The sequence below is a fragment of the Photobacterium carnosum genome, from assembly GCF_021236965.1.
GTDB lineage: Bacteria > Pseudomonadota > Gammaproteobacteria > Enterobacterales > Vibrionaceae > Photobacterium > Photobacterium carnosum.
This window is the reverse complement of record NZ_WMDN01000010.1, coordinates 70,332-96,950: the sequence shown is the minus strand read 5'-3', so window position 1 is coordinate 96,950 and position 26,619 is coordinate 70,332. Positions and strand designations below refer to the sequence as shown.

The 26,619-nt window shown below is 34.2% G+C and carries 28 protein-coding genes and 1 pseudogene; 7 read left to right on the top strand and 22 right to left on the bottom strand.

Annotated elements, in window-relative coordinates; translation table 11 throughout:
* Nucleotides 1–2: 2 nt before the first annotated feature.
* From GLP24_RS11340 to GLP24_RS11280, 12 genes and pseudogenes are all read right to left on the bottom strand, one after another.
* On the bottom strand, nucleotides 3–1,208 hold the full coding sequence (locus GLP24_RS11340; RefSeq protein ID WP_232599498.1) for a glycosyltransferase family 4 protein: 1,206 nt from the start codon (nucleotides 1,206–1,208) through the stop codon (nucleotides 3–5).
* Between the two features lie 14 nt (nucleotides 1,209–1,222).
* Nucleotides 1,223–2,446 carry a glycosyltransferase gene (locus tag GLP24_RS11335; protein WP_232599497.1) on the bottom strand — a complete coding sequence of 408 codons (1,224 nt, stop codon included), beginning with the start codon at nucleotides 2,444–2,446 and terminating at the stop codon, nucleotides 1,223–1,225.
* Nucleotides 2,447–2,449: 3 nt separating this feature from the next.
* Nucleotides 2,450–2,611: pseudogene (locus GLP24_RS19950) on the bottom strand (sugar O-acetyltransferase); the annotation flags it as partial.
* A gap of 326 nt (nucleotides 2,612–2,937) precedes the next feature.
* Nucleotides 2,938–4,329: a capsular biosynthesis protein gene (locus GLP24_RS11320; protein WP_232575349.1), complete on the bottom strand. Its 1,392-nt coding sequence runs from the start codon at nucleotides 4,327–4,329 to the stop codon at nucleotides 2,938–2,940.
* Nucleotides 4,330–5,538, bottom strand: a complete 1,209-nt coding sequence (locus GLP24_RS11315; RefSeq protein ID WP_101767850.1) for a lipopolysaccharide biosynthesis protein — start codon at nucleotides 5,536–5,538, stop codon at nucleotides 4,330–4,332.
* Nucleotides 5,535–7,634: a GumC family protein gene (locus tag GLP24_RS11310; RefSeq protein WP_232575350.1), complete on the bottom strand. Its 2,100-nt coding sequence runs from the start codon at nucleotides 7,632–7,634 to the stop codon at nucleotides 5,535–5,537. The genes GLP24_RS11315 and GLP24_RS11310 overlap by 4 nt, the downstream gene beginning before the upstream one ends.
* A gap of 15 nt (nucleotides 7,635–7,649) precedes the next feature.
* A complete protein-coding gene (locus GLP24_RS11305; RefSeq protein WP_232575351.1) occupies nucleotides 7,650–8,189 on the bottom strand; it encodes a polysaccharide biosynthesis/export family protein in 540 nt (179 codons plus the stop codon).
* Between the two features lies 1 nt (nucleotide 8,190).
* Nucleotides 8,191–9,483, bottom strand: a complete 1,293-nt coding sequence (locus GLP24_RS11300; RefSeq protein WP_232616027.1) for an outer membrane beta-barrel protein — start codon at nucleotides 9,481–9,483, stop codon at nucleotides 8,191–8,193.
* An 18-nt stretch (nucleotides 9,484–9,501) separates the two neighbouring features.
* Complete coding sequence (locus tag GLP24_RS11295) at nucleotides 9,502–10,914, bottom strand: undecaprenyl-phosphate glucose phosphotransferase (RefSeq protein ID WP_232616026.1); 1,413 nt, start codon at nucleotides 10,912–10,914, stop codon at nucleotides 9,502–9,504.
* Nucleotides 10,915–11,245: 331 nt separating this feature from the next.
* Entirely contained in the window at nucleotides 11,246–11,536 is a 291-nt protein-coding gene (locus GLP24_RS11290) for a molybdenum cofactor biosynthesis protein (RefSeq protein ID WP_101770454.1), read from the bottom strand.
* A gap of 210 nt (nucleotides 11,537–11,746) precedes the next feature.
* Entirely contained in the window at nucleotides 11,747–12,280 is a 534-nt protein-coding gene (mog, locus tag GLP24_RS11285) for a molybdopterin adenylyltransferase (RefSeq protein ID WP_101770450.1), read from the bottom strand.
* Between the two features lie 119 nt (nucleotides 12,281–12,399).
* Nucleotides 12,400–12,846, bottom strand: a complete 447-nt coding sequence (locus tag GLP24_RS11280; RefSeq protein ID WP_232575354.1) for a methyltransferase family protein — start codon at nucleotides 12,844–12,846, stop codon at nucleotides 12,400–12,402.
* Nucleotides 12,847–12,982: 136 nt separating this feature from the next.
* Here GLP24_RS11280 and GLP24_RS11275 point away from each other — a divergent pair, with 136 nt between their 5' ends.
* The 3 genes from GLP24_RS11275 (at nucleotide 12,983) to GLP24_RS11265 (ending at nucleotide 14,452) form a co-directional block, all read left to right on the top strand.
* Nucleotides 12,983–13,489 (top strand): M48 metallopeptidase family protein, encoded by a 507-nt coding sequence (locus GLP24_RS11275; RefSeq protein WP_221942959.1) that lies wholly within the window; start codon nucleotides 12,983–12,985, stop codon nucleotides 13,487–13,489.
* Nucleotides 13,490–13,529: 40 nt separating this feature from the next.
* Entirely contained in the window at nucleotides 13,530–13,880 is a 351-nt protein-coding gene (locus tag GLP24_RS11270; RefSeq protein ID WP_152653355.1) for a hypothetical protein, read from the top strand.
* 149 nt (nucleotides 13,881–14,029) lie between these two features.
* On the top strand, nucleotides 14,030–14,452 hold the full coding sequence (locus tag GLP24_RS11265; RefSeq protein WP_101769419.1) for a DUF3010 family protein: 423 nt from the start codon (nucleotides 14,030–14,032) through the stop codon (nucleotides 14,450–14,452).
* A gap of 69 nt (nucleotides 14,453–14,521) precedes the next feature.
* On the opposite strand, the gene GLP24_RS11260 is transcribed toward GLP24_RS11265, so the two are convergent.
* The gene (locus GLP24_RS11260) at nucleotides 14,522–15,076 is read right to left on the bottom strand and encodes a rhodanese-like domain-containing protein (protein ID WP_101769418.1); all 555 of its coding nucleotides are present in this window, start codon (nucleotides 15,074–15,076) and stop codon (nucleotides 14,522–14,524) included.
* A gap of 137 nt (nucleotides 15,077–15,213) precedes the next feature.
* Entirely contained in the window at nucleotides 15,214–16,809 is a 1,596-nt protein-coding gene (locus GLP24_RS11255; RefSeq protein WP_232616025.1) for a DUF4832 domain-containing protein, read from the bottom strand.
* 259 nt (nucleotides 16,810–17,068) lie between these two features.
* Between GLP24_RS11255 and GLP24_RS11250 the strand changes: the two genes are divergently transcribed.
* Entirely contained in the window at nucleotides 17,069–17,914 is an 846-nt protein-coding gene (locus GLP24_RS11250) for a mechanosensitive ion channel family protein (RefSeq protein ID WP_232599493.1), read from the top strand.
* Between the two features lie 43 nt (nucleotides 17,915–17,957).
* Here the strand turns inward: GLP24_RS11250 and GLP24_RS11245 are convergent, their stop codons facing one another.
* From GLP24_RS11245 to GLP24_RS11230, 4 genes are all read right to left on the bottom strand, one after another.
* Nucleotides 17,958–18,749 (bottom strand): ParA family protein, encoded by a 792-nt coding sequence (locus GLP24_RS11245; RefSeq protein ID WP_101769415.1) that lies wholly within the window; start codon nucleotides 18,747–18,749, stop codon nucleotides 17,958–17,960.
* A gap of 124 nt (nucleotides 18,750–18,873) precedes the next feature.
* Nucleotides 18,874–19,257, bottom strand: a complete 384-nt coding sequence (gloA2, locus tag GLP24_RS11240) for an SMU1112c/YaeR family gloxylase I-like metalloprotein (RefSeq protein ID WP_101769414.1) — start codon at nucleotides 19,255–19,257, stop codon at nucleotides 18,874–18,876.
* 2 nt (nucleotides 19,258–19,259) lie between these two features.
* A complete protein-coding gene (locus GLP24_RS11235; RefSeq protein WP_232616024.1) occupies nucleotides 19,260–19,802 on the bottom strand; it encodes a leucine-rich repeat domain-containing protein in 543 nt (180 codons plus the stop codon).
* A gap of 4 nt (nucleotides 19,803–19,806) precedes the next feature.
* On the bottom strand, nucleotides 19,807–20,022 hold the full coding sequence (locus tag GLP24_RS11230) for a DUF3820 family protein (protein ID WP_101769413.1): 216 nt from the start codon (nucleotides 20,020–20,022) through the stop codon (nucleotides 19,807–19,809).
* A gap of 334 nt (nucleotides 20,023–20,356) precedes the next feature.
* Between GLP24_RS11230 and GLP24_RS11225 the strand changes: the two genes are divergently transcribed.
* A complete protein-coding gene (locus GLP24_RS11225) occupies nucleotides 20,357–20,773 on the top strand; it encodes an META domain-containing protein (RefSeq protein ID WP_152653346.1) in 417 nt (138 codons plus the stop codon).
* Between the two features lie 55 nt (nucleotides 20,774–20,828).
* Here GLP24_RS11225 and GLP24_RS11220 read toward each other — a convergent pair whose 3' ends face one another.
* Both GLP24_RS11220 and mrcB read right to left on the bottom strand, forming a co-directional pair.
* Nucleotides 20,829–21,377, bottom strand: a complete 549-nt coding sequence (locus tag GLP24_RS11220; RefSeq protein WP_232616041.1) for an NUDIX hydrolase — start codon at nucleotides 21,375–21,377, stop codon at nucleotides 20,829–20,831.
* Between the two features lie 118 nt (nucleotides 21,378–21,495).
* Nucleotides 21,496–23,835 (bottom strand): penicillin-binding protein 1B, encoded by a 2,340-nt coding sequence (mrcB, locus tag GLP24_RS11215; RefSeq protein ID WP_232616023.1) that lies wholly within the window; start codon nucleotides 23,833–23,835, stop codon nucleotides 21,496–21,498.
* 297 nt (nucleotides 23,836–24,132) lie between these two features.
* On the opposite strand from mrcB, the gene GLP24_RS11210 reads away from it, so the two are divergent.
* Entirely contained in the window at nucleotides 24,133–24,588 is a 456-nt protein-coding gene (locus GLP24_RS11210) for an exoribonuclease R (RefSeq protein WP_101769409.1), read from the top strand.
* A gap of 121 nt (nucleotides 24,589–24,709) precedes the next feature.
* Here GLP24_RS11210 and GLP24_RS11205 read toward each other — a convergent pair whose 3' ends face one another.
* Both GLP24_RS11205 and hdfR read right to left on the bottom strand, forming a co-directional pair.
* Entirely contained in the window at nucleotides 24,710–24,874 is a 165-nt protein-coding gene (locus GLP24_RS11205) for a hypothetical protein (protein WP_162836320.1), read from the bottom strand.
* A gap of 225 nt (nucleotides 24,875–25,099) precedes the next feature.
* On the bottom strand, nucleotides 25,100–25,960 hold the full coding sequence (gene hdfR, locus GLP24_RS11200) for an HTH-type transcriptional regulator HdfR (protein ID WP_101769408.1): 861 nt from the start codon (nucleotides 25,958–25,960) through the stop codon (nucleotides 25,100–25,102).
* Nucleotides 25,961–26,182: 222 nt separating this feature from the next.
* On the opposite strand from hdfR, the gene maoP reads away from it, so the two are divergent.
* Complete coding sequence (gene maoP, locus GLP24_RS11195) at nucleotides 26,183–26,536, top strand: DUF413 domain-containing protein (RefSeq protein WP_232616022.1); 354 nt, start codon at nucleotides 26,183–26,185, stop codon at nucleotides 26,534–26,536.
* Nucleotides 26,537–26,619 lie beyond the last annotated feature (83 nt).

Genomic DNA, 26,619 nt, shown 5'->3' with positions numbered 1-26,619 from the left:
AATTAGTTAGCTAAAAGCGATTGATATAATGCAATCAAATCTCTTTTATGGACATCTAGTGAATATTTCTCTAATAATCGAGCGCGCCCCTTTTGTCCCATTGTAACGACTAATGCTTCATCATCAGCCAATAACTGCATTTTAGCGGCAAGATCATTAGCATCACCAGATGTAAATAGATAGCCTGTCTCACCGTCGACAACTTGCTCAGGAATGCCACCAATATTTGCTCCAATAACCGGCTTACCATAGCTCATCGCTTCTAACACTGACATAGAGCAGTTTTCATTCCACTCAGATGGCACAATAACCGCTTTTGCATTTTTGATAATTTCAGTCAATACATCTCCAGTTTGAAAACCTAACAACTCAACATTATCAAAATGTTGTTTAATATGATCAAACATTGGCCCAGTGCCTAATACTTTAAGTGGCGTATTTCCCGTTAGTTGACTATGCGCTTGTGCTAACGTCACAATGCCTTTTTCTTGCGTTAATCGACCACAAAATAAAAAGTAACCACCGTCGTTACCAATATCAGTGGTTGATGCATCAATACCATTGACGATCACATCAACATTTACTGATGGAATTTGACGTAAGATCATTGATTTCATAAATTCACAAGGTGCTATAACAGCGTCTAATGCTTCATAGCTCTTCATCATACGATGATATAACGCTTCTAATGATAACAATACACTGCGCGGCCATGAACCATCCTGCCACTGGTATTTAAAGAGATTAAGATTACTCTCCGTGATCCAATCTAATTCAATATTCTGCCCAGCAGCAAGCATGCTGTAGTTGGGGCAAACAGACTTATAATCATGCGCTGTTAATACTGTTTTACAGCCTAACTTTTGTGCAATCTTGATCACTGACGGTGTAATTTGATGATAAATATTATGGAAATGAACAATATCAGGTCGTTCAGCTTTAATTAGCTTTTCAAATTGATCACATGCATATTGATTATGTATAAAATTTACCGCGACTTTAATATTATTAAAAATAGAATGTTTGCCATGATAATCAACATTATCAACAAAATAATCAGCATAATCTGATGGGGTGTTCTTTTCATGCTTCATTGAAAAATCAATAACTTGATACCCCGCGTCTTGAACCATATCGCGTTCTTGAAAGAAAACAGTTTCAGCACCGCCATGTGGGAAGAAGAATTTATTAACAAATAGAACTTTCATTGAATCACCAGCCATTAGGAATTTTTTTGATTAACAACATTCTTAATATCAGCAGCAACTTGCTCACCAATAAACGCGTAAGAACGGTTATTTTTAATGTAATTATATCCAGCATCTAGCTCTGTTAGTGTCATTGGCTGTTGTGCCAATTCAACCATCGCAGCAGCATATGATTGGCTTGTTCCATTAGTTACTCGCCCACAGCCAGATTGCTCAATCACAAATTGATGATCAGGTGAATCATTACAAATCATGGCTTTTTTAAGTGCCATATATTCCATTGCCTTGGTCGGTGTTGATACATCTAACAACAATCCGCGGTTCATAAAACCAATCACCATATCGACACCTTTAAGATATGCCCACGCCTGCTCTGTTTGTACCCAACCTGTAATATGAAAATCATCACTCAATCCCATATCATCAGCTGTTTGTTGTAAAAACTCGCGATCTTTCATCACTTCAGAATCACCAACAAAAAGTAATTTAAGATCTGGCACAGTAACCTTAGCTTCTTTAAATGCTTCAATAATAACGTCAAGTTTACGAAGTCGATCAAGACTACCTAGATAACCAATAACAGGCGCATCACCCCATTGTTGTATTTTTATAGCATCGGTATTAACAAAGCCATCAATCTTCTCAAAATCAACACCCATTGGCACAACCATCATATTGCTTTGTTCAATGCCTTTATCTTTAATATAATTAAGCATAAAGTCACTTTGTACATATATACGCTCTGAGTGCGGTAAAATAATACGATAAAGAATAAACGCCTCAAGCAAACCACGCGCTAAAATAATCGGACGCTTCCAGCTCGGTATATTTTCAGTTTGATCTTTCGCTCGCAGAATACGACTTTCAGCATACAAAAATGACACCCAATAGGTATAAGGTAGCTTAATTAATTTAGCGATCACTAAACAAGTTAAACCAACCCACACCATGTCACGCACTTGAATTAATTGAAAACCGTCTTTTTTTGCACTAAAAGCTAACTTTGCAGCATTAAAGAAATAAACCACTGAATCTAAATGACGATTAGCTGTTTTTTTACTTGTTTTTAATGTGCTACCTTCTGTTTGAATATTCACAGTTTCAGTTTTAGGCATACCAACAATCGTGGTATTGACGCCCTCTTTGGGTAACTCTTTAGAATATAAAACATCAACGTCTGGACGATAAGATGGTAACTCTTCAGGCACAAAGTTAATCACATTGACTTTATTATCCATCAGTCAGCCCTCCTCGACTTGTTTAATCACTTTTGCAGGATTCCCAACCGCAATCGAATTTTTAGGTATACTTTTCACAACAATTGCTCCCGCACCAATAATTGAATTATCGCCAATACTCACGTTACCTAACACAACCACTCCAGGGCTTAATTCAACATTATTGCCAATAACGGGTGATACATGCAGGCCAGTAACATGATCGACTTTATTACCAATAGTAACATTGTGTTTAAGCATCACATTGTCTCCTAATATACTATCCGCATTAATGACAATATTTTGAGGGTGATATAATATGAACCCAGCACCAATCTTTGTTTTTGGTGATATATCAAGCCCACAGATAAATTTGAGTAATTTAAGAATAATAACGTTAATAATAAATATTTTTTTTATTCTTCCAGAAGTATAAAATAAAGATGCTAATCGAAAGTTAACAATAAAAAATTTAGATGTTAAACTCAGATTTAATATTAACTCTTTTTTAATCAATTCAAGCATGTCAAACCTCTTGCTTTTGTTAAGGTCGCTTTACGAATAATCATTATTGCACCTAACACAAAATAGAACTGAAATTGAAATACGGGTATCAATGCAAGTAACGGCGAATAAGGCAAAGTAATTAGACCTGCAATAATAAATCCAATAAAAGCAGGCTGATACGCGAGTAATTTAATATCTTCTTTTGATAAATCCTTAGTCGAAAATAATGGTTTTGGCTTTGACCCTTTCAAAATAAGAAATACAATCGCTAATAATAATCCAGTTCCTACAAGGCCAATTTCCCATAAAAAAATGGCTAATGCTGTTGAACCTAAACTTAATTCAAACAACATTGCAATATAACCAGGATCGACCCCACCAGCATTTGAACTATTTAAACCATAACCAAATAATTGATTCACAAGGCCATAAATATCAGAATGGTATGACCAAAATGCTAATGCCGTTACACGTCCTAATTCATCTAAGTTACCATCAAGACCTGCGACGATGATCGTTGGATCAAAAATATAACCAATATTTTGTAGAAATATATCAAAAATACTCATCGAATGTGATTGATATTTACTTGAGAATCCTAATGATAAAATAGTTATTATTAATGATAATAGTATAAAAATCCCCACAATAGATAAAATAATTGTTTTAAAATCAATAACTCTGACTTCTTTAATATAACTAGATTTAATATAGACATAAAGTAAAAAGAACGGTGCTAATAAAGTGACAAATTTTACTTCAGCAATAACACAAATACTAAATCCTATTATTATATGAAGAGCTAATGACCATAACTTAGCGACACCATGCTTATATTCAGACAATTTCATCATCATAATAAGTAAGGTAAATAACCCCATAGATGCCCCATTACCGCCAGCAACCATACTACCGCCAAAGGTACCTACTACAGAATCCCATGAATCCATTTTACCTTGAAAAGCTACACGAGCAGGAACAACCACTAAAGCTTGATATATTACCAATGGTATTTGAGCATAGAATACCCAATATAACTTTTGAGTGATCCGATACAATTGTGATTCACGACAAAAACCAAGGATCAAACAAGGTAATAACAATGATATTCCTAACCCATTTTTAATACCTGCAATAGTCGTTTTTAGCCCTTCTTGCATCAATGTACTAGTTATCGCTAATACAAAAAAACCACTAAAAAGTACTAATATTGCCGCTTCAAGCTGATCCAGTTGCGCATAATTATAACGGGTTTGTAATGGTACCAATGCAACCATTACCATCGTCATAATAAAAGGTAACCATAGAAAAGCATCAATATTTGAAAAATACTGAGCAGTACCACTAAAAACAAGTGTGATAAAGACATAAACCTGAAAAAAGGTGCCAGTATTCATCTACATGACGCCCTCATCACGCAAAACAATGGCATGCTTATTAATTTTAATATAAATCATTAAGTATCTTCCTGCCGTTAACACAGTGAAGGCTAACAATGAAACTGCATAGCTTTTATAAATTAATGGCATTATTAAAAATGCTAACACAACAATGACTAGCTGCTCACATTGAATGCGTAAAAAATAATTAGGCGTCCCAAATATTAATTCAATAACAGTCATTGGTACAAAAGCAAGCATCACAAATACATAAGGCAACATTAAACGTGAGGTTTCAACAGACTGTACCCATTGTTCACCAAGGACATGTTGCGTTAACCATGGATAAACAAAATAAATACCGCTAACAATCATTATTGCGATCGCCATTAAAAATAATCGTACTTGCTTAAACTCACCGTAATTAAATACTTTATTACGAAAATCTTCAGACCATTTAGAAAACGTATAATTACGCACTGATTGTCCAAGAATAAGTACAGGTGATAAACAAAAACGGTTAACGACAGCAAAATAACCTGCAACTAATGGACTAAACCAATAATTAATCAACACCGTGGGTAACTGTAAGCTTGCATTAGCAACAACTTCAGCAGTACCTACTCGTGATAAATGATTCCAGTGTTTAATAAAAAAACGAACTTGGGTTGTTGGTAAAAAATCAGATTTAGAAAAAACACTAAAGTCTAAATACTTATACAACCAATAACCAATCAAACATAAATGTGCACTCGCCCATATATAATAAAAACACTCAATGTTCCATGATATTAATAGTGCCAAAAATACGATTGAAGTAACAGATATGCGTTGAATAGCTAATTTACTAAACACCTTATTTCGTAAGAAAACATACTCAGAAATAATCATCATTGAATAACTGGCGGTTAATATATAAATCGCAAAAAAAGGTAATGTAAAAAAATGACTGACAATATAAATATAAATTGCACTCGAAATCCAAGATTGCAACAGACAAAATACAATAGCTTTACCTATATCTTGTTGATCAACTTTAGGGAGTAAAAAATGCGAACCATAAAGTGCGATTTGAGCACCAATTATAATAATACTAAATGTAAGTGCATAATTACCCACATCAGACATACCAAAACGGTATGACATAAAAAGGATAGTACACGCACCTATCAATTGTGAAATAACGGAAGCGCCACCTAACGTAGAGGCCCCTTTTATTAAACTCATAAAAGAACATCCTTTGGCGAAGTTACTGTTATATTCTCATTTGATTCTAAAAGTGATTCACTTACTTTATTCAATATACACCCCAACACCGTTGCTTTATATTGTTTAAGTTGGTTTATCGCAGATACAGAAAGATTAGAACTATTATAATTAGAAGCAACCACAAACAAAATAGCATCAGTAAGCTGGCTAATTAAAAAAGTATCTTTAGCATCCATCACCGCAGGTGTATCTATAATAATATAATCATATTCATGTCGTAGTTCAGCACATAAAGATCTTAACTTATTATGCGTTAATACTAATAATGGTGAACGCGTTGTATCACTTCCAATAGTTAAAATATCAACTCCATGATGATTAACAATAACATCTCGCGCAAATACATTATTATAAAGAATATCAGTTAATCCACTATTATTAGCATAGCCAAAAGAATGAGTAATGCTGGGATGACGTAGATTCAGATCAATCAATAATACTTTAGTATCAATAGCCATCGCTTTAGCAACTAATGTCGAGACTAATGACTTCCCCTCTCCCGTCGTTGCCGATGTCACAGCTAACATTTTAGCATCAGTATTAAACAATAATAGTTGACTACGAATACCTAATGAGGCTTCATCTAATGTTGAAAATTCCACACTATTATCAAACACTAATTGAGGAGTAACATGTTGTGGATATAACTTAATCTCACCAATAACCTCAAGGCCTAAGCGTCGTTTTACTTCATTGATAGACATTACTTTATTATTTAAGGCCGCCATTACAATGACAAATAAAACCGAGATCAGTAATGACATAATAGCGATAACGATAATTAATAATTTTTTATTCGGTTTTGTTGGCTTTAATGGCACGATCGCACTATCAATCACTTTTGCCGTAGGTTCAGAAAATTGGCCACTTACTTGTGTTTCATTCTGGCGTTGTAGCAGTTGATTATATAACGTACGCGTTTGACTAATTTTATCCATCATATTGTTATATATCGTTTTTTTCTCACCTAATAGCTGAAATGCGTTTGTCCGTTTATCAACAGCAGTTTGTAATTGATTTTGCTTAATTATTGCCAATTGATATTGCTCTTTAATCCCTTCTGCTATTTCATTAATTAAGTTAGTTGCTTGACGTTGAAGAATATTCAGTTGTGATTGAGCTTGAATTACTTTCTCGTATTTAGGACCATAACGGTGTTTAAGATCTGCCAATTGTGTTTTCTGCTCAATAATCATCTGCCGTAAATTTTCCATCTGCGGATGACGAGAAACATCAGGAATAGCCGCTAATGCATTGAATCCTTGTTTTTTATAAGTCGTCACAACATTATAAAGCGCTTCTAGATTTACCCGTTGAGCGGTAGCCGTCGCCAAATTATCCATCAATAATGATAATTGTTCAGTTTGAAAACCATCAACACCACGAAAAGTAATTAAACCTTCAGTCTTTAGGAATGCATTTAGCTTAGCTTCCTTAGCTTTTAATTTATGATTTAAGTCACTTACTTCTGTTTTTAGCAATGATGATACATTTAAATTAGCATCTCGATTATCTTCAACTGAATAATTAACAAACACTTTAACAATATCATTAGCAACAGCTGCTGCATCTTTTGCTGTTATTGATTCAAAACCAATTGCAACTAATTGTGTTTTTCGAATAGGTGATACCGTCATATGTTTCAATACATATTGAATGCTACGTTCTTTTTGTTTCGCTAACGTATCTAGTTTGTCTTCTTTATTTCCAATAAATTCGTGATTTTCATACAACTTCAAATTATCAACCACCCGTGAAATCACACGGCGAGATTTTAATAATTGGTACTGCGTTTCATAATACTCTCGACGTGTAGAATCAAAATCAATGACTTTATCAAATGTTGTTGGATTCGCGAGTTGAGCCTTTAGCAATACGGTAGCATAAGCTTCATATTTTGGTGTTAATTTTAAAATAAATGGAATTGATAGACCTGTTACAATCACAACAAAAGCTAAAATTTTCCACCAATTTTTCTTTGTTAATTTAAATAATCGTGAAAAATCAATAGTACTTTCTAATTTACTTCCTTCTTCAACAAATAATGAACTCATCGATAACTATCCTATCTAGAAAAAACTTTGATCAATAATAACTATATCACCAGGAGAAATGACCTGAGTTACTATAACATCTTTCAAAAGTTGCCCATTTGAGCGACGAAGATCAATATCACTACGATCGGCTCGATCAGTAAATCCTCCAGCAACTGCGATAATTTTCTCTACTGTTAACCCCGGTTGGTATTCATAACTCCCTGGCGTCTTAACTTCACCAGAAACATACACTGGACGAAACTCAAGCATTGAAACAGTTACCATTGGATGGTTAATATAACCGTCTTTCAGCCTATTCCGAATATCAATAGCAACTTGATTAGGTGTTTTTCCGGCTAATTGTAATTTACCAATCAGCGGATAAATTATATTGCCACTGCTATCAATAATTACTTTCATCGATAAATCAGGTTCATTAAATACTAAAATCTGAATATGATCACCAGCACCAAGTAAATAATCATGCACTTCTGTTTTTGAGGAAGCTGATACAACTGAACTCATAAACAAGCCAAGAGTTAATACTAAAATAATACTTATTATCTTTTTCATTTTAAATCGCCACTTTAACTGATAAACCAAATTGATTTTTCTCATAACCTAAACGTCTATCATAATTTTCACCATTAATAAATACCGGATCAGTACTATTATTGGTATGAAATAATGTATATTGATAATCGAAAATAAACTCGACTTTAGGTCTAAATAAGTAGTGTAAGCTCAACGCTACATCATCATATCGATCAGTTCGTTTTCGAATATGATACTTATCAGAGGTATGTTTATAAGATAATAAACTTGTTATATGCCCTAAAAATTGATGCTTCCAACTAATGCTATTTTGAAATGATTGTACAAAATCGCCGGTATTATCTGGTTCTTTTACTTCACTTAAAGTTTTTAACATTATTGTTGAATAATCAACAGGTTGCCATTTATAAGAAACATTCCAATTTACACCAGAAAAATTCGTACTTTGCATTTTCTTTTGCACTTTAGACACTGTTGCTTCTATTTTTGACTTTCCTGTTAACTGACTAAGTACAGAAAAAGCACCAATCAACTCATTATTATTACGTTCATGATCAAGGTAATTAAAATCTTTATACATCAAGGTATAATCAAAACGTGTTCTGTCTGTATATTGATGCCTAAAAATAAGTCGTGCATCGTTTTCTGTAACATTTTCATTTTCTAAATAATTTTTAAACGCCGATTGATAACTATTTAGAATGTTATAATTAGTACGGGCTTGTGATAAATCAACAATAATATTTCCCTTGGCCCCTTTGGCACCGTAGGTATATTGAGTATCTATTTTTTTATCGGTTCGACCAATATCATGCGTAATATTAAAAGCATTAAACGTCGCTATATCAGGTTTTGATGTATCGTTATCAAAGAAAAAACCTTTTGTTACGCCAGTACCTAACGCTTCATGGTTTTTACTGTAACTTCCCGTCACAGATAAATGATGACGAATACCTAATTCCCAATTAAACACGCCATTAAATTGATGGTCATCATAACTATCACTTTTTACAACGTTATTAGTGTAATTTCGGTAGTCACCTAAATAATAAAGACCAAAATTTTTGGTATTACGCTGGCCAACAACACTAAAAGTCGGTTTTAACGCATAATAATCAGAACTAATAATATTACTATCGCGCTGATGCAAGACGTTATCATCAAAACCATAGCCCGCGTTGATTGATGAAGAAAATTCTAAACCTAAAAAAGGATCTATATGATTAGACTCTTGGAAAGTACTATCCGCACTTACAGCAAAGCTATAAGTCGCACAAATACAACCGACTAATAATAAATAAATATTATTCATCTTAAATAAACACATAGTTTAGTATGCAGTCTCACTGACGAATCCTTTAAAGATTGTTAATAAAATAATCTTTAAATCTTTTGATAATGTCCAATTTTGAATATATTGTAAGTCATACTTAATACGCATCTCCATTTTATCTAGCGTATCAGTTTCACCACGGAAACCTTTAATTTGAGCAAGGCCAGTAATACCAGGTTTAACCTTATGGCGTAACATATATTTATTAACCAAAACTCGATACTCTTCATTATGTGCTACAGCATGTGGTCGAGGGCCAACAATAGACATACTACCTTGTAACACATTAAAAAATTGGGGTAATTCATCTAATGATGTTCGACGAATAAAGGCACCAAATTTAGTTACACGAGGGTCATTTCTAATCGCTTGAGTAACAACAACATCATTCTCCATTACCCCCATCGAACGAAATTTCCAGACTCGAATTTTTTTACCGCCTAAACCATAGCGATCTTGTTTAAACAATACTGGACCTGGAGAACTACGCTTTACGCCAATCGCGACAGCAATCAATATTGGTAAAATTAATAAAATAATGACAATGCTGATTATGATATCTTCAATACGCTTCAACATTGCTCCCATACCTTCAAATGGCGAACTAAACACACTGAATGTTTGAACATTATCAATAGTACGGATTTGACTTACCTTTAAATCATAAGTATACAAATCAGGAACGATATATGTTTCAACAATGGTATCCGATAACAATTTTAAAACTTTTTGAATACGTTTTTTTGCTACCATTGGTAAGGCAATATAAACTTCATCAATTTCATTATTTTTAACTAACTGTACTAATTTATCTATATTTCCACGAAGTTGTGCTTTTGATAAATAACCAAACCGATTAAGATCACGATCATCAAAATAAGATATTTCAAATTTTTGGTAACGAATATCTTTTCTTAATGCATGCTCAATAGCAATACCACCTTTAGTCATTCCTAATATTGCAATTCTTCTAATTTTCCCTTCACGCCTTAAGAATTCACGAATAGCATAAATAACCAAACACTTAATGATAATCATGCAACTAATCGATAATATCATCCACTGCCAAACAACAACATAAGTTAAATTTATATTATTAATACCATTAAACTCATTCAATTGTTGACATAAAATATGCCATACAATAAATGATAAACAAAAAGTTAATAATGTTTTTAATATCGAATGATAATAATTTTTACGGACAAATTCTTTATACAATCGACAATATTCACCAATAAGTAAAAAAATGACAGAAAAAAGAAAACTAGCACCTAAGCCAATAGCCGTTTCACTGACATCATGTAAAGATAGAACAAAGGTCAATAGCATATTAAGTAGTAAAAAATCACTGGCTTTTATTAATATAGCGTAACCGTCATCTGCTATTTTTATAGTTTCTGTTTTCACCGTTTAAATCACCTTCTAACACTATTCGTTTCATAATTCATACTTGTCTAAATAGTGCTCTGTAGTAGATATATAGACTTATGTAGTAATTATACTGTAAAAACTTCAAATACAGTCAATTATTTGACACGATCACTATAATAAAACATTCTAATATTGGATTAAATAGCAAAAAAATGACAGAGAAATAACACAAAAAATAACTAACTTTTTTATTAAAAGCTAAAAAATCATTAATGTAAGGCTATGATGGTTTGTATAAACATGGACACACATTTTTCAATGAGTAAAAATATTATCTATTTTATTTTTACTCATTAAAAATTTATAACTAAAGAACACTTGATGACTTACGAGAATAATTTTTCATTAATAATGAACCAATAATCGCCATACATATTCCTGCAAGTAAAACAACAAAATTTTTATGTTGGTCGACCGCTAATATATTTTCTGCATATGTATTATGATACAAATCAGAGCCAGCAAGATTAAGAAATGCTCCCATTTCAGTAAATATATGCTCTTGACCAATCATGCCACTTAATGACATAACACTCCATAGCAGAGAAATAACGCCTAAAGAGACAGAAATAAAACCCCAACTTTGTTTAACATCCATATTCAAACCTATGCATTAACGCTTTTATGCTGCTAATAATGAAATTTTCATGAGAATATTACAAATAACAAATAAAAACAATTCACAAGGTAAAGGTTATTAATATTTCACTGACTTTTATTTATTATTTTTGTGACCTTTATTCAATTTATCTTCAATAAACAAAAAAGCGATACCGAAGTATCGCTAAACAATATCATTTAAAAATAGTTATTTGTTTTTAGGACGAAAGGGTTTAATAACATCTTCATTACATGTTAAAAATGGGCCATTCATTAAATCAATACAATATGGAATAGCAGGAAAAACGGCATCTAAACATTCACGAATAGATTTTGGCTTACCCGGTAAATTCACAATTAAGCTATCACCGCGTAATCCAGCCGTCTGACGAGATAAAATGGCTGTTGGTACAAATTTTAATGACTCAGTGCGCATTAATTCACCAAAACCAGGCATCATACGATCACAAACTGCTTCTGTTGCTTCAGGTGTAACATCACGCTTAGCCGGACCCGTTCCACCCGTTGTCACAACCAAACTACATTGCTGTATATCTGTCATCTCAATTAATGTTGCTTCAATCACATCCTGCTCATCAGGAATGACTTTATAAACAGGCTCCCACTCAGAGGTAAGATAATCATTTAATGTATCAATAATTGCTTGCCCTGAAATATCATCATAAATACCAGCACTTGCACGATCACTAACGGTTACAATACCAATTTTTGCTTTACTCATGTGTTGCCTCATTTACTTAAAATCAATCTTACATTGAATAATAACATTTACGTCTCTATCCATTGCTACCCAGTGTATGAAAATCAACAAGCAGGTGAAAGCTTAAATACAGTTAATCATCAAAACCATCGTCTTACTCGATGACAATATCGAGCATACTCTTCACCAAACAACTGCAACAATATATTTTCTTCTGGCTTTATCTGATAGTGATTAACCACTAACATAAATATAACGATACCCAGTATTGTTGATAATTCCCCATAAATAAATATTGCGGCAATTAACACGAGTAGCAAACTGACATACATTGGATTACGACTATATTGATATATTCCACGAGTAACTAATCGGACTGTTTGTTGTGGTAGAAAAGGGCTAATCGTTGTATCTGCTTTAACTAAGGCTAATACCGCTAAAAAACCAACAACTATCGCAATTGTAATGAGTAGTATAGCGATAAGCCATGATGGCTTAAATTGCCACAAAGGGAGTAAGTAAGTGCATACATACATAATAAATAATGCAATCAGCGTTAAAACTGGTGGTGGTATTTTTAAGTGCACAGTTATCATCCTTAGTTACTGATATATTTATTTTTCCACTTTAACTCAACTTACCACTGATGCTATCAAATAATAAGGTTGCTTCAACGGTAGTCACCTTATAGCATGAGTCTTTTGGTTAAGAGTCATATCGGTCATGCAACAACTCAAATATATTCAAGGTTATCCTGCTCATCTAGTGGATCAAGTTCAGCAATTAATAGATAAAGACCAACTCAAAACATTGCTTCTTAGCCGTTACCCTACACCACATACCATTAAAACAGAAAAAGCCCTTTATGATTATGTTATTGAATTAAAAAATCAGTATTTGAAAAAATCAGCCCCGATCAGTAAAGTCGGTTACGACAATAAAATTAATGTTATAAATCACGCATTGGGCCTACATACTTTTATTTCACGTGTACACGGTAATAAACTTAAAGCAAAACATGAAATCAGAATCGCTGCCGTATTTAAAGATGCGCCATTGCCCTTTTTACGCATGATTGTTGTTCACGAACTGGCACATTTAAGAGAAAAAGAGCATAACAAAGCCTTCTACCAACTTTGTTGCCATATGGAACCGCAATACCATCAACTTGAATTTGATATGCGAATGTACTTAACGCAAGTTGAACATTTTGGTTCTATTTACAATTAAGGTTATGATACTCATCATAGTGTAATTATGAGATAACATCATGCAACAAGAAGAATTTGAAATACTTGTAAAAGAATTAGCACAACTTGATTCAGTATCAGCAATCCTTGAGACGCTAGCAAATAATGAAGAGCCAGAAGTAGCAGAAGCTGCGGCAGCATTAATTGGCCACTTTAGTCTAGCTGAAATTGACGGTGAAAAACGTATTTACCACGTATTTAGCCAAGATAATGACCAAGGTGAACCTGAAGAGTTTGCAGAATGGGTAATGAATGATGGCGATGAAATGATGCGTTTTATTGCTTGGTTCTTTTACACTACATTTGAAATTACGGATAAAGAAACATATTTAGCGGCTGGTTGCGCTTACAAACCAGTTAAACGCAGCTAATCATACAATCATTGCCAACGATAACAGTTTGTCGTTGGCTTTGTTATCTATAGACATAAACAATATTAATAAAAAACGACAGCATCACTAACAGCTAACCCGTTTTTAGCCTACAATAACGTCCAAAATATTATGATTCAGGTATAAACATGAAAATTTGTTCAGTTGAACTACGTAGCAATGAAGCTATTATTTGCCTACTAACTTTAGAGGGCGGAATGGTCGGTATTCCAGAATGCCGTACTCAGAAGTTCATTATGGATAATTCTCTTGATAACCAAAAAATGAGAGATTTCCAATTTGCATTTAAAAAACTACTTGATGACTACAAAGTAGAAAAAGTTGTGATTCGTACTCGCGAAACACGCGGAAAATTTGCAGGAAGCTCTGTCGGCTTTAAACTTGAATCTGCTATTCAGTTAATTGATGATCTTGATGTTAACTTTATGTCTAATGCAGATATCAAAGAAAAATTAAAACGTAATCCTATGGCTATTGATTTCCGTGCAACGGGCTTACGTCAATTCCAAGAAGCTGCATTTACTACCGGTTATGCATTTCTTGGTCGCTAATAACAGCGGCAGCAACTAATAAAAAAGGCAGAGCTCATCTAAATGCTCTGCCTTCTTCTTAAAATTACATTATTTTTTAGCCGTAAGTTTTTGATAACCACCATCTAAATTAATAAGTTTACATCGCCCAAGTAATTTTAATAAAGACATCGCAATAATGGAACGATAGCCACTACCGCAATGGATAATATATTCTTTATCTTCATTTGGTAACTGACCTTGAATAATATCAGATAGTGGTAACTTCTCAGATTGACCGACTGATCCCTGTTGATATTCATCAGCTTCTCGTACATCAAGTACTGCCAGATCTGTATGCTGCTTTATTTTTTTAAATTCATCCGTTGAAATATGATCCAATGCTACTCCTGTAGTCTCTAGCTCTACCAATTTAGCATTGCGATACCCAAGATCATTAACGATAACCATGATCTTATCAGCATCAAGAGCAGTAGCGATAACCTCAATATCTGCATTTTTATCGGGTAATAATAACTCTAACCAATACTTAAAATTACCACCATTAAACCCAACAAAAACACTGCCTTCAATATGATGATCTAAAAATTCTTCTGATGATCGAGTATCAATAATAATATGTTTACGATCAGTAAATATATGCATATAGATTATCCTTTACTTTGCAAAATTTATAATCTATTAATAGCATAATAAACACATACATACCTTAGATATTTTACAAATAAAAACTTAAGCTATTTAATAAGTTAGCAATAATACAGCCCCAGAATAATTACAGGTTAAATAATATTTATTATTGTAATCTCACGCCAACGACCTATATTATTTTGATCTTCAATATATTGTTGACTATTGTTCATATTAAATTGTTTTTTATTCATCTCAATAACATAATCTTTACCATTATCATCCGTAAGTTTAGTATCAATAGCCAAACTTATTTTTGCTTTTCGCGTATGTTTTTCAACTAATCCTACATCAAGGAAATATTCTCCTATTGATATATTATTAATTTTAAATTTATCTGTAATAACATAAATAGGATTTTTAACATTCTCATTATCAGCAGGAAACCAATTAACAATATTTGCTGTTGATGTATAATAAGCAACAATATTACCATTCGCAGATCTCAAACGCCAAGTAACCGGATAATTACTATAAATAGGGGCAACACCTACATTTTCCCACGTTGAATCGATGTATAAATAATCATTCTGATGTACTACATTATTTACTTTTAGTTGATTTAATTGATATCGATAACCTAGTTTATTTAGAAACTGTTTAACTAACAATTGATATCGTTTAGGAATTGCACTTGATTTAGCATTAATTAAAGAAGCATGCTGTTTTAATGCAAAATCAAACGTTTTCAATACTTGATTATACGTAAGGCGGTGGGTGTTTTTAATACTATACCAATCTTGTAATGATCCTTGGCAAATTTCAAAATCAACGGCTGATTTTTTCCAACGTTGATTAAATAACATATCTGGATATTTATTTGTTGATGCATCAGTCATATGTGAAATCATTGTTGGATAACCATCTTCCATATGATTCCATCCTTTATTCCAGTCACCTAAGCAATCAACTCGCCAGCAAAACCCCTTTTGAGTTGCATAGCTAAGATAATCACCTTTATTGGTGCCAAGCATCACTTTTGGCGTATGTGGGAAAGCTTTGATTATTGCATCAATATAAGGTTTAAGATCTTGAACTTTATAACCATTATCTGACATTCCTACACTTAAGCTACTTTTTGATGAATACCCCGATAAATTCCATTCGCCCCATGTGCCCACCATACCCACATCGATACGTAATAGTGTTTTATTATGATCATAACGCTGACCTAATGTTGATAAAAATTCTTGAGATCGATGAATAAACTGCGGGATTTTAAACATATTTACAGCTTCTTCATCAGATAAATGACAGCTGGTTCCGTTTAAGCCATGACCATATAATTCGTCTACAAGCCAGCAGGGAATACCACTACTATCTTTATTTACATCAACATCATAAATAGGGTCGCCTTTCCCTCTCAGTGCCATAAAACGAATGACAACTTTCTTATTTACTGAAGCGGCGTCTTTTAATACATTATCTATTTTCCTTTCAAGCATCGCTTCATTCAGGTTCGGATTATCCGCGGTCGTTAATTGATCCCAATACCAACGATAATAAACAGTACTGGTGTCTGGATAAGATAGAACAGGCTTATCACCATAAAAAGGATTGGTTGGTTCATTACTAACTATTCGTTGTAACTCTGTAAAACCTATACCTGGATTCGTTAATATATCATCACTTTTTTTGGGATAAATAACAGAAGAAGTGAGAAGCAAAGAAAGTAATATTGAACTCATTAGATGTCCCATCAAAAACTAAAAACAAAATACATGATATTTGAAATATCATGTATAGAATAGAACATAATTGATCTTTAGATCCTCTTTGTTATATATAACAACATAAACAACTATGCATATAATTATATTATCTCTTATCTCTTGTTTTTTAATAATATCTAATATTTCATGAAAAAAAATTTAACTATTGGATTTCAATATCAATCTATGCGATCTTGTTTAGATTAAGAGTTAAATCATAGATATAAAGGAATTTATGGATATAATTACTGAAACATTTACCTATTTATTAGCCAATAAACTTCTTTTTACTATCATAATAGTTGCAATTATTACTCTAGTACGACGAATTATTTTATCTCAAGTACGAGGTGATGAATTTTTCGTTACTGAAACGCAGCGTAAATGGATGTCCCGAACTAAAAATGGCACATTTATTTTAACCTTAGTGATTTTATTTATATTATGGCGTTCAGAAATCAATGAGTTCGCACTCTCTGTCACTGCAATTGCGGTGGCTATTGTTGTTGCATCTAAAGAAATAATCTTATGCTTCACTGGATCGATTCAACGTGCAAGTTCGCGTTCATTTCGAATTGGAGACTGGATAGAAGTTGGTAAAATTTGTGGTGAAGTGATTGAACACAACATGATGGCAACAGTGATTCAAGAAATAGATCTTCATCACGGCCAATATCATTACACGGGTAAAACAGCAACACTACCGAATAGTATGTTTTTTACTTATCCCGTTAAAAATCTCAATTTCATGAAACGCTATGTCTATCATAATTTTTCAGTCGTTGTGAGAGACTTTGTAAATCTATACCCATTATTACCAATAATGATCACTAAAATTGATCATCACAGTGAAGATTTTATTGATGTTGCTCGTCGATATAACAGTGTTATTGAAAAACATGCAGGTGTCGATCTGCCAGGATCAGAACCTCATATACACATAAGTAGCTCAAGTACTGGCGAACAAATAGTACATTTTATGCTGTTTTGCCCGACAGAACGAGCCACCCATCTAGAACAAGATATTCGTCGGGATTTCATGGAAGAATATCAACGTGCATTTCCGTCAACGACGGCATAATCTGGTAATGGTAATTCAAGTTAGAATTACCATTCATTCTATTTTAGGCTTTATTTTCTACTGTTACAGCAGCTTCAATTCCATCATACAATGCAATAAATTGCTGAGTCAGCTTATGTTTAGGATCAAAATATAACATTGGACACTGTTGATAATGCGATTCTTTCATTTTTATCGATTGAGCTAAATAAGGCTCTAAAATAGGAAAACCAAGCGTTTTTATCTCATCTATAATTTGCCGTGGAAACTTTGCTTGTGTATTAAACATATTAACCACAATGCCTTCTAAGGCTAAATCCCGATTATGATCGTCCCGCAACTCAGCCAGATTATCCATTACTTTAATTAAAGCTTGCTGAGAAAAACTATCACAATCGAAAGGAATTAATAACTTATGTGCAGCAATCAAACCCGCTTTTGTATAAAAATTCAAATTAGGAGGTGTATCTATATAAACACGATCGAAATCTGCCGCTAAAGTATCAAGTACTTCACGGAGTTTATAAATTTTATAACGTCGTTCAAGTTCAACTTCTAACTTATCGAGTTTAGGGCTAGAAGGAATAATAAATAGATTATCATACGCAGTTGCTTGAGGGTAATCACGAACAGGTGTCGACATCGCAAACCAAGAAGCTGTTTGATTGAGTAATTCAGCAATCGTTTTATCATTAGGCTGATTAATATCAATCCCTAAGTAGGCACTACTATTACCTTGTACATCAAGATCAACCACTAAGGTTTTATAACCTTTAGCCGCACTGATTGCCGCTAAATTAACAGTGATACTTGATTTACCCACACCGCCTTTCTGATTAAAAATAATCCTGCGCATCTATTTCATCCTTGATCATCGATAACTATTAATAACTATACACATACACGCATATAGTTGTTAGTTAAAGATATCATTTGAATCAATATTCTATAACACAGTCATTTATTCATTGTTATATCCGCTAAATTTGATAAAGCTCTAACGGCAATCCATCTGGATCATTAAAAAAAGTAAATGCTTTATTTGTTATATCATCAATACGAATCGGCTCAACATCAACCCCGTTATCTTCTAAATAATGCACGGTAACTGCAATATCATCCACAGCAAAAGCCAAATGACGTAATCCTTGTGCTTCCGGATAACTTGGTCGTTGCGGCGCACCATTAAATGAAAATAACTCAATTTGACTATTATCGGGCAATCTCAAATCCAATTTATATGAATCGCGATCTTCACGATAAGTTTCACAGACAATCTCTAGCTGCAATAATTGTGAGTAAAACGCTTTTGATCGTGAATAATCACTACAGATAATTGCTACATGATGAATGGCTTTTAACATTATTATTCATCCATTATTGTGGGCCCATTTGGCACATCGATGGTATAAAAAGGAGCAAGTAAACGCGGGTTATGCTTAATATCAACTTTATTAATCAAAGTTTCATTATAATTTAAGTACATTAACTGTGGATTATCACTCACGTCTAATGTTTTTAAATGATTAAAGCTGACATTCACTATCTGTAATTGAGGATTATCCGACAGATCCAAATCAGCCAATTTATTATGTTCAACACTAACAAGTTGTAATTGATGATTATAACTAATATCTAGATAGGTCAGTTGATTTGATGATAAATCTAAACTATTTAAACCAATTAAATAACGTATTTCTCGGGCATCTCGTATATTAAAATGGCTACACGTTAGGACAGTGATCTGTTGAATATTTTCTTCACCTTGGGCAACAACACAACGCTTAAAATTAGGATCACGAAATGTTAATGCGCTGACTGTTTTAGGTTGCGCACAGCCAGTGAGTATAGCGCTAATGATAACCGCAATAACAACCATATGTAAATAACGGTGACGATATTTCAACACCTGACTAAACCTGCCTCAAAGGACGAATCACTGATTCTAATCCTTCTATTTTAAATTCAAGCGCTAACGCCATTAATGTTCCCAATTGACCTTCAGGAAAACCTTTTTTTTGAAACCACAGTAAATATTCATCAGGTAAATCAATTAACACTCGACCAGCATATTTACCAAAGGGCATTTTCATATTAGCTAATTGTACAAGATGTTGTTTTTGAAACATAAATACCACACTAAAAATATTAACAACTTAAATAGCAGCAGCTAAAAACAATAATTCATATTAAACAGACACCTTATATACATAAGGTGTTATATTAAAAAAAAAGATTTTATATAGAAATTTACTCAATTAATATCCTATTATTTAACAATAGAACATTTACATTTTTAGCGATCTTTGTCACACTTAACGCCCGTTTTTTCATTTATAGCAAACGGGACAACAGGTAATCACTCACATTTTTATTTTCCTATTTATACATCGACGATTACCAGAATAGAAAAAATATTAGTACATTCCAGAAAATCTCGCCAATAAGATTAAGAGACTCTTCATGAAAAAAACGCTACTAACAACGCTATTCATTGCAACAATATTAACAGGTTGTGCAAATTCACCCAAAAGTACAGCAGATCTGGTTAATTCATGGACAGTAAGTTCAATTGATGGTTATACCCAACCAGTTGACGCTTTACCTATCAAACCACAATTAACAATTAATAAAAACCTTAATGTCACCTATTCAGGCTGTAATACATTAACAGGTAAAATTCGCATTACCGCACAAGATATTACGACTAAAAATTTAATATCAACCCAAAAAATGTGTATTCAAAATGCACAAGCAACAGTCGATGGATTTGTGAAACAAATGCTAACAGGCCCTTCTGATTTTTTAGTCAATAATAATACACTGATCTTAAGTTCAGATAATCACACGGTGACATTTAAGCGTGTTGTAAACAAATAAGCTTATTTTATAGCCCACAATAATTAAATAAGGATTGTGGGTTTTTTATAAAAAGCTATTGTGTCACTGATTTTACTAATAACTCTGTCACAATGCGTTTTAATAAAAAGGTTTCTCGCTCAATAGACATGCCTTTTTTATCAGAAAACTGCATCGTATGTTCATTATGCGCTATCGCGTCAAAAATATTAATCCACACCGACTTCATGCCATTTTTCTGCTCATAATCCTCTAGCTGTGTCGCACCTAATTGAGCATCAATCTTACAGACATAACAAAATGATTCCATATGTACAATATCATACTCAGCCTTATGCCAAGGTCGATATTCTTCATATACGCCAAACGGTTCAATATCACGAACATTCATCGCACCCGTTTCTTCAGCTAACTCTCGAATTAAGCCTTGGATGTGATCTTCCCCAGCATCAATACCACCGCCAGGTAATGTATAGTCATGATAACGAGCTGTATATAACATCAATATATTGTCACCATTAAGCACAATTGCTCGTGTAGCTTGACGATGATATACCGTCAATGTGGGTGATTGAAGATCAAGCTTGGTTAAATCAGTATGTACTGACAATTTTAAAAAGCGCATCACGGATTACTCATTTATATTGCAAGCGAACATTCTACCGAACCCATCGCTAAAATACGAACCATCTATATATGAAAAAGCCTCCATATCAGGAGGCTTTAAGATAGTAAGTACTTATTTACCAATTAAACAAATTATTGAAAAAACCTTCAACTTTATGTTTTGCTTTTTCGACTTTATCTTTCACTTTTTCGACTTGGCAGTTTTGTTTAAGATCACCGTGCGGATCCCAAATAGGCATTCGTGTTTTACCAATACAACTTGGAATATATTCACCATCTGCGGCAATATTATATTTTTCAGCCTCAATATTTGCGGGCTGTCGTAGTAATAATGGTTCAGGCTTTCGGTGTTGAATATAATTAGTGTAAAGACGTAATGCGCCACTTGCACCCGTCAAATGGGTACCTTTGTTATCATCACGTCCCATCCAAACCGTTACGACTTCACGCCCATCGATACCAACATACCAACTATCACGGCCATTATTCGTCGTACCTGTCTTACCCGCTAAATGCGTATTTGGGAATAATTTATTCAACGAATGGGCAGTACCAAACTTAACCGTATCTTGCAGAGCAAACATTGTTAACCATGCAGCTTGCGATGGAACGACTTCAGCCGCTTTCGGCCAATTTTGATATAACACCTTACCGTTTTCATCAACCACGGCATTCAACGCTGTTAACGGAGCTAAATAACCTTCATTACCAATACCTTGATACATTTGTGCGACATCTAGCGGTGACAAGCTAATTGAACCAAGGAATAAAGAAGGTACTTGTGGAATATCTTCCCGTGGAATACCTAACTTTGTTAGCGTGTCAGTTACTTTATCGACCCCTATCGCCATACCAAGATTCACCGTTGGTACATTATACGATTTCGCCAGCGCAACAAATAATGGCACTTCACCACGATATTTACGATCGTAATTACGAGGACTCCATAACGCACCATCATGCATATTGATCGATAACGGTTGATCTTTTAATGACGTTGCCAGACTAAACTGTGCTGGATTTTCTAACGCACTGAGATACAACGCAGGTTTAATCACGGATCCGACTTGACGCTGGGCATTTATCGCGCGGTTATATCCTGCAAAACCAGGTTTATCTCCGCCGACCATAGCTCGAATTTCACCCGTAGTACGATCAACAATAACAACGGCAGTTTGTAAGTTCTTACCTGCCCGTTTTTGTATTTCAGGCATTATTTTAGCAACAGCAGCATCTGCTAATTTTTGAGATTGAGGATCAAGCGAGGTAAAAATACGTAACCCTTTACCTGCTTCAAATGCAGCCCCTGCTTTTTGTTCTAACTCTGTTTTAATCTGATCAAAATACGCCGGTTGGCGTTTAGCAAGTTGACCTTTTTCTTGAATATCTAATGGCAGTTTAATAGCTGCTTGATAAGCTTTTTCATTGATCTCACCATTTTTGTTCATTAAACCCAAGACGATATTACGACGTTCTTTTGCGCGCTCAGGATGACGCCAAGGATTGTAATATGTTGGCCCTTTAACCATACCAATTAACAAAGCCAGTTGATCAACTCGTAATTCAGATAATGGACGATCAAAATAGTAACGGGATGCTAAAGCAAAACCATGAATACCATGGCCACCAAATTGAGCCAAATACACTTGATTCATGTAGGCATCGAGCACTTCTTGCTTGCCATAACGAGTATCAATAATGATCGCCATGTAAGCTTCTTTGAATTTACGCCAAAATGAACGCTGACTACTTAAAAACATGTTTTTAGCTAACTGCTGTGTTAGCGTGCTACCACCTTGAACAGTATGACCCGCTTTAATATTAGCAATAAATGCCCGCGCAATACCGACTAACGAAATACCATCATGCTCATAAAAATGGCGATCTTCTGTATCAATCAAACCAGCAACTAGTAGCTTTGGCATTTTATCTTCAGGCAAATAAATCCGCTGTTCGTCTGAATGTGCTTCTAACATTCCAAGCATCTTGGGATCTATATGTAAAAATCCCAGTTCTTTATTAGAATCTAAATCCATGATGCTCGTTATGCCGTCATTATTGAACGACACCGACACATGACGCGCCCCTTCAGGACCTTCTTTAAAATTAAACGGTCGACGTATAAAATCAACTTTCCAACCATTAGCTGCATATTCGCCACTTTGATCAGGCCTCGCAACTTTTTGATATCCTAAAACGTTGAGTTCATTAACCAACGTATTATAAGTTATCGCAGCGCCTGGTTGTAATGCCATTTCACGCGCATAAACAACCGAAGGTAATTGCCATAATTGCCCAGCAAACTTAGCGCTTATTTGTTGATTTAAGCCATAACCTAGATAAGCCATACCAGCAGTACCAATTAATGTGGCACCAATTAAGGCACGCACAATCGCACTGCGTTTTTTCTTCATTTGAGGTACTTGAGAAGGTGATTGTTGATTATTTGACGTCATAAGCCTGTTCAATGTAATAAATTCGTCATTACTACCTTATATAAATAACGGTAGCAGCCAACAGATATTGGTGAAGTATTCACAAAATAATACCAGTGTCTACACACTGACTATAAATAGAATCAATATAACTTAATATATAAATTTGGTTGTCATCACGTTGTCAGATATTTTAGAGTGAATTTGTCAGCTTGAGTTTTATTAGCCTTTTACTCATAAATACTCCAAAATACCCCCCTTTCATCATTCGCCCAATGATCAATCCTGATCGGCGTCGTGGTATTTACGAGAAATTATATGCAACGTGACTACACCTTAAACTGCCTTTTAACCATGCCGCGACATGACTTAGAAGAATTTAGCCTTCGCGTAATTGGTCGTATGGTACCAGAAGATGTAATGCAGGAAATATTTACCTTTGATCAAGAAGAAATTGACAGTGACGAGCGTCTAAAATCAACCCAGTTTGATGCAATGCTACGAATGACTGCGATTGCCTTGGGAGAAGTTAATACTGCATTTTCTGATTCTGATAATGCCAAACAAAATAGCGAACGTATGATCCGCTTATTGCTATGGCATTTTTATGCGATCTCTTTTCAACTTGAAGAAGCGATAACGTTAGAACAGCACTGCGCTGAAGTAGAACAAATTCTAATGAATGCACCAGATAATGCTTTTGGTTGGGTTAGTGCCTTAACTGAATTATTGCACCGTTATGCCACGTTGAGTGAACAAAAAAGTGAATCATAACGATTTGCTATAACCGTTTACTATAATAATAACCGTTTGAATGACAAAAAGGCGTACCCATCTAGGTACGCCTTTTTTAATACTTAATTGCCGATCTTTTATCGTGAATTACACATCACTATTAATAATCGAAATCACTGTACTCCGGACTATCGAAACGCGAACGAGTTACACGACGTTTCTTCTTACCACGAGATTGCAGATCTAAATCCTGAAAATCATCTGCAAATTCAGAATTGAATTTTGATTTGCTGCCTTTGTGAAATTTTTGGTTTAACTTAGCCATTTGCGTTTCCTGAACAACATCCAGAGTAAATAATTATTAAAATAGAACACTGGCAATTGTAATGTTCTATTGTGGCAAAACAGTACTAAGTTGATGTAAGAAACATGACAGACAATCCGGTCCATAGTGCATTGTTCTTACCCTAGTAGTATTTTTTCTTAGACTAATTCAGGAATTAGCTCCCGTACAACAAGTTATTTTACTGGTAATGACAAATAATTCAAATCAAATGCTTTCGATCACATTATTGAACGGAACATCGACAATTGCATTGATTAATGCTTCTTTATCACTGCCTTCTCGCCACACTAAATAAAGGCTTTGTTCCATAATTGGAGCATCTTCAACAACATACAATTCGCCTAAAGCCGCACTACTTGCAACAACAAGAGAAGGAAAATAACCCACGCCACCATTTGCCAAAATATAATCTAAGGCCATTTTACATGAATGAGTATGCAGTATGGGTGTACGTTGTAATTCTGGTATACGGCTGTGATCAACAGAAAAACGTGTACCCCAATCAAGATAAATTAACGGCATATCACGCACACTGTGCATATTACAATTAGGCTGATTGGTCACAAGTTGTAATTGATAATCACGTATTTTTTGTACATGTAAATTTTCAATTTTTGGCGGTTCACTAGTAATAAACAAATCAATACTTTTATCAAATAACCGTTTTGCCATTCCTTCTCGCTTCACTGATTCTAAACGTAAAGCAAGCCCTGGAACGGTGTCATAAATACGATTTATCCAAACTGAAATACCATCAAATTCCCAAAATAACGGCGATGCACCAATTGCCAATTGGGTATTTAAACTATCAGTTAATGCTACATCTTGCTTCGCACGTCCCCAAGTTTGTAAAATTGCTTCAGCGTAGGGCTGCAAACGCTCACCAGCAGCAGTCAGGTGCACATTTCCACGTTGGCGAGAAAATAGCGGATTACCTAATTGTGACTCAAGCTGGCGAATACGAAAGCTAACTGCAGATTGGGTCAAATATAAGTTATCAGCAGCGCGACCAAAGTGACGTGTTTTGGTAACTTCCAAGAACGTTTTAAGTAATTCAGTATCCACGGGGAAATTCTCAATAATAAGAGTGGGTTAAATAGAAAAAAAAACTGTGTATATAAGTCATTATATAGCGAATAAATTCAATGTTAATACTTTATGGAATAGTACAACCTATTATCGTTGAATATTCATCAAATATTTTTATCGTAACAATAAAAAACTATTGATTTACAATATTGCAAGTCTGGATAAATATCAGCGCAAATCACATCAAGGACTTTATGAATGAGAAGTGAAGGTAAATTTTATGACGATAAAAATTTCCCACGCGGCTTTAATCGCTCGGGCGTTTTTACTATTAGTGAAACCAGCGTATTAGAAAACTATGGACGTTCTATGCGAGCACTATTTGACGGCACGATCCAACCCATTGATGACTCTGAAGTTCAGTTTTTAACTGAAGTTCAAGGGCAACAACAAGCGGTGTCTGAATTTGGTAAATGCTGGCTTAAATACCTAAACCATACCTCTCATAAAACACGTAGTTATACATTGTGTATTTCACAACGAGCACATACGACGGGCTCATACGGTGATGATGATAGCGATAGTGGTACTGATAACGATCTCGATTATTAAGTAATACTTTTAGAAACGGATTTTCAAAACAATCGCCAACAAAATGAGGCCATCCCACTCTGTGTGATGGCTTATTTCTTTAT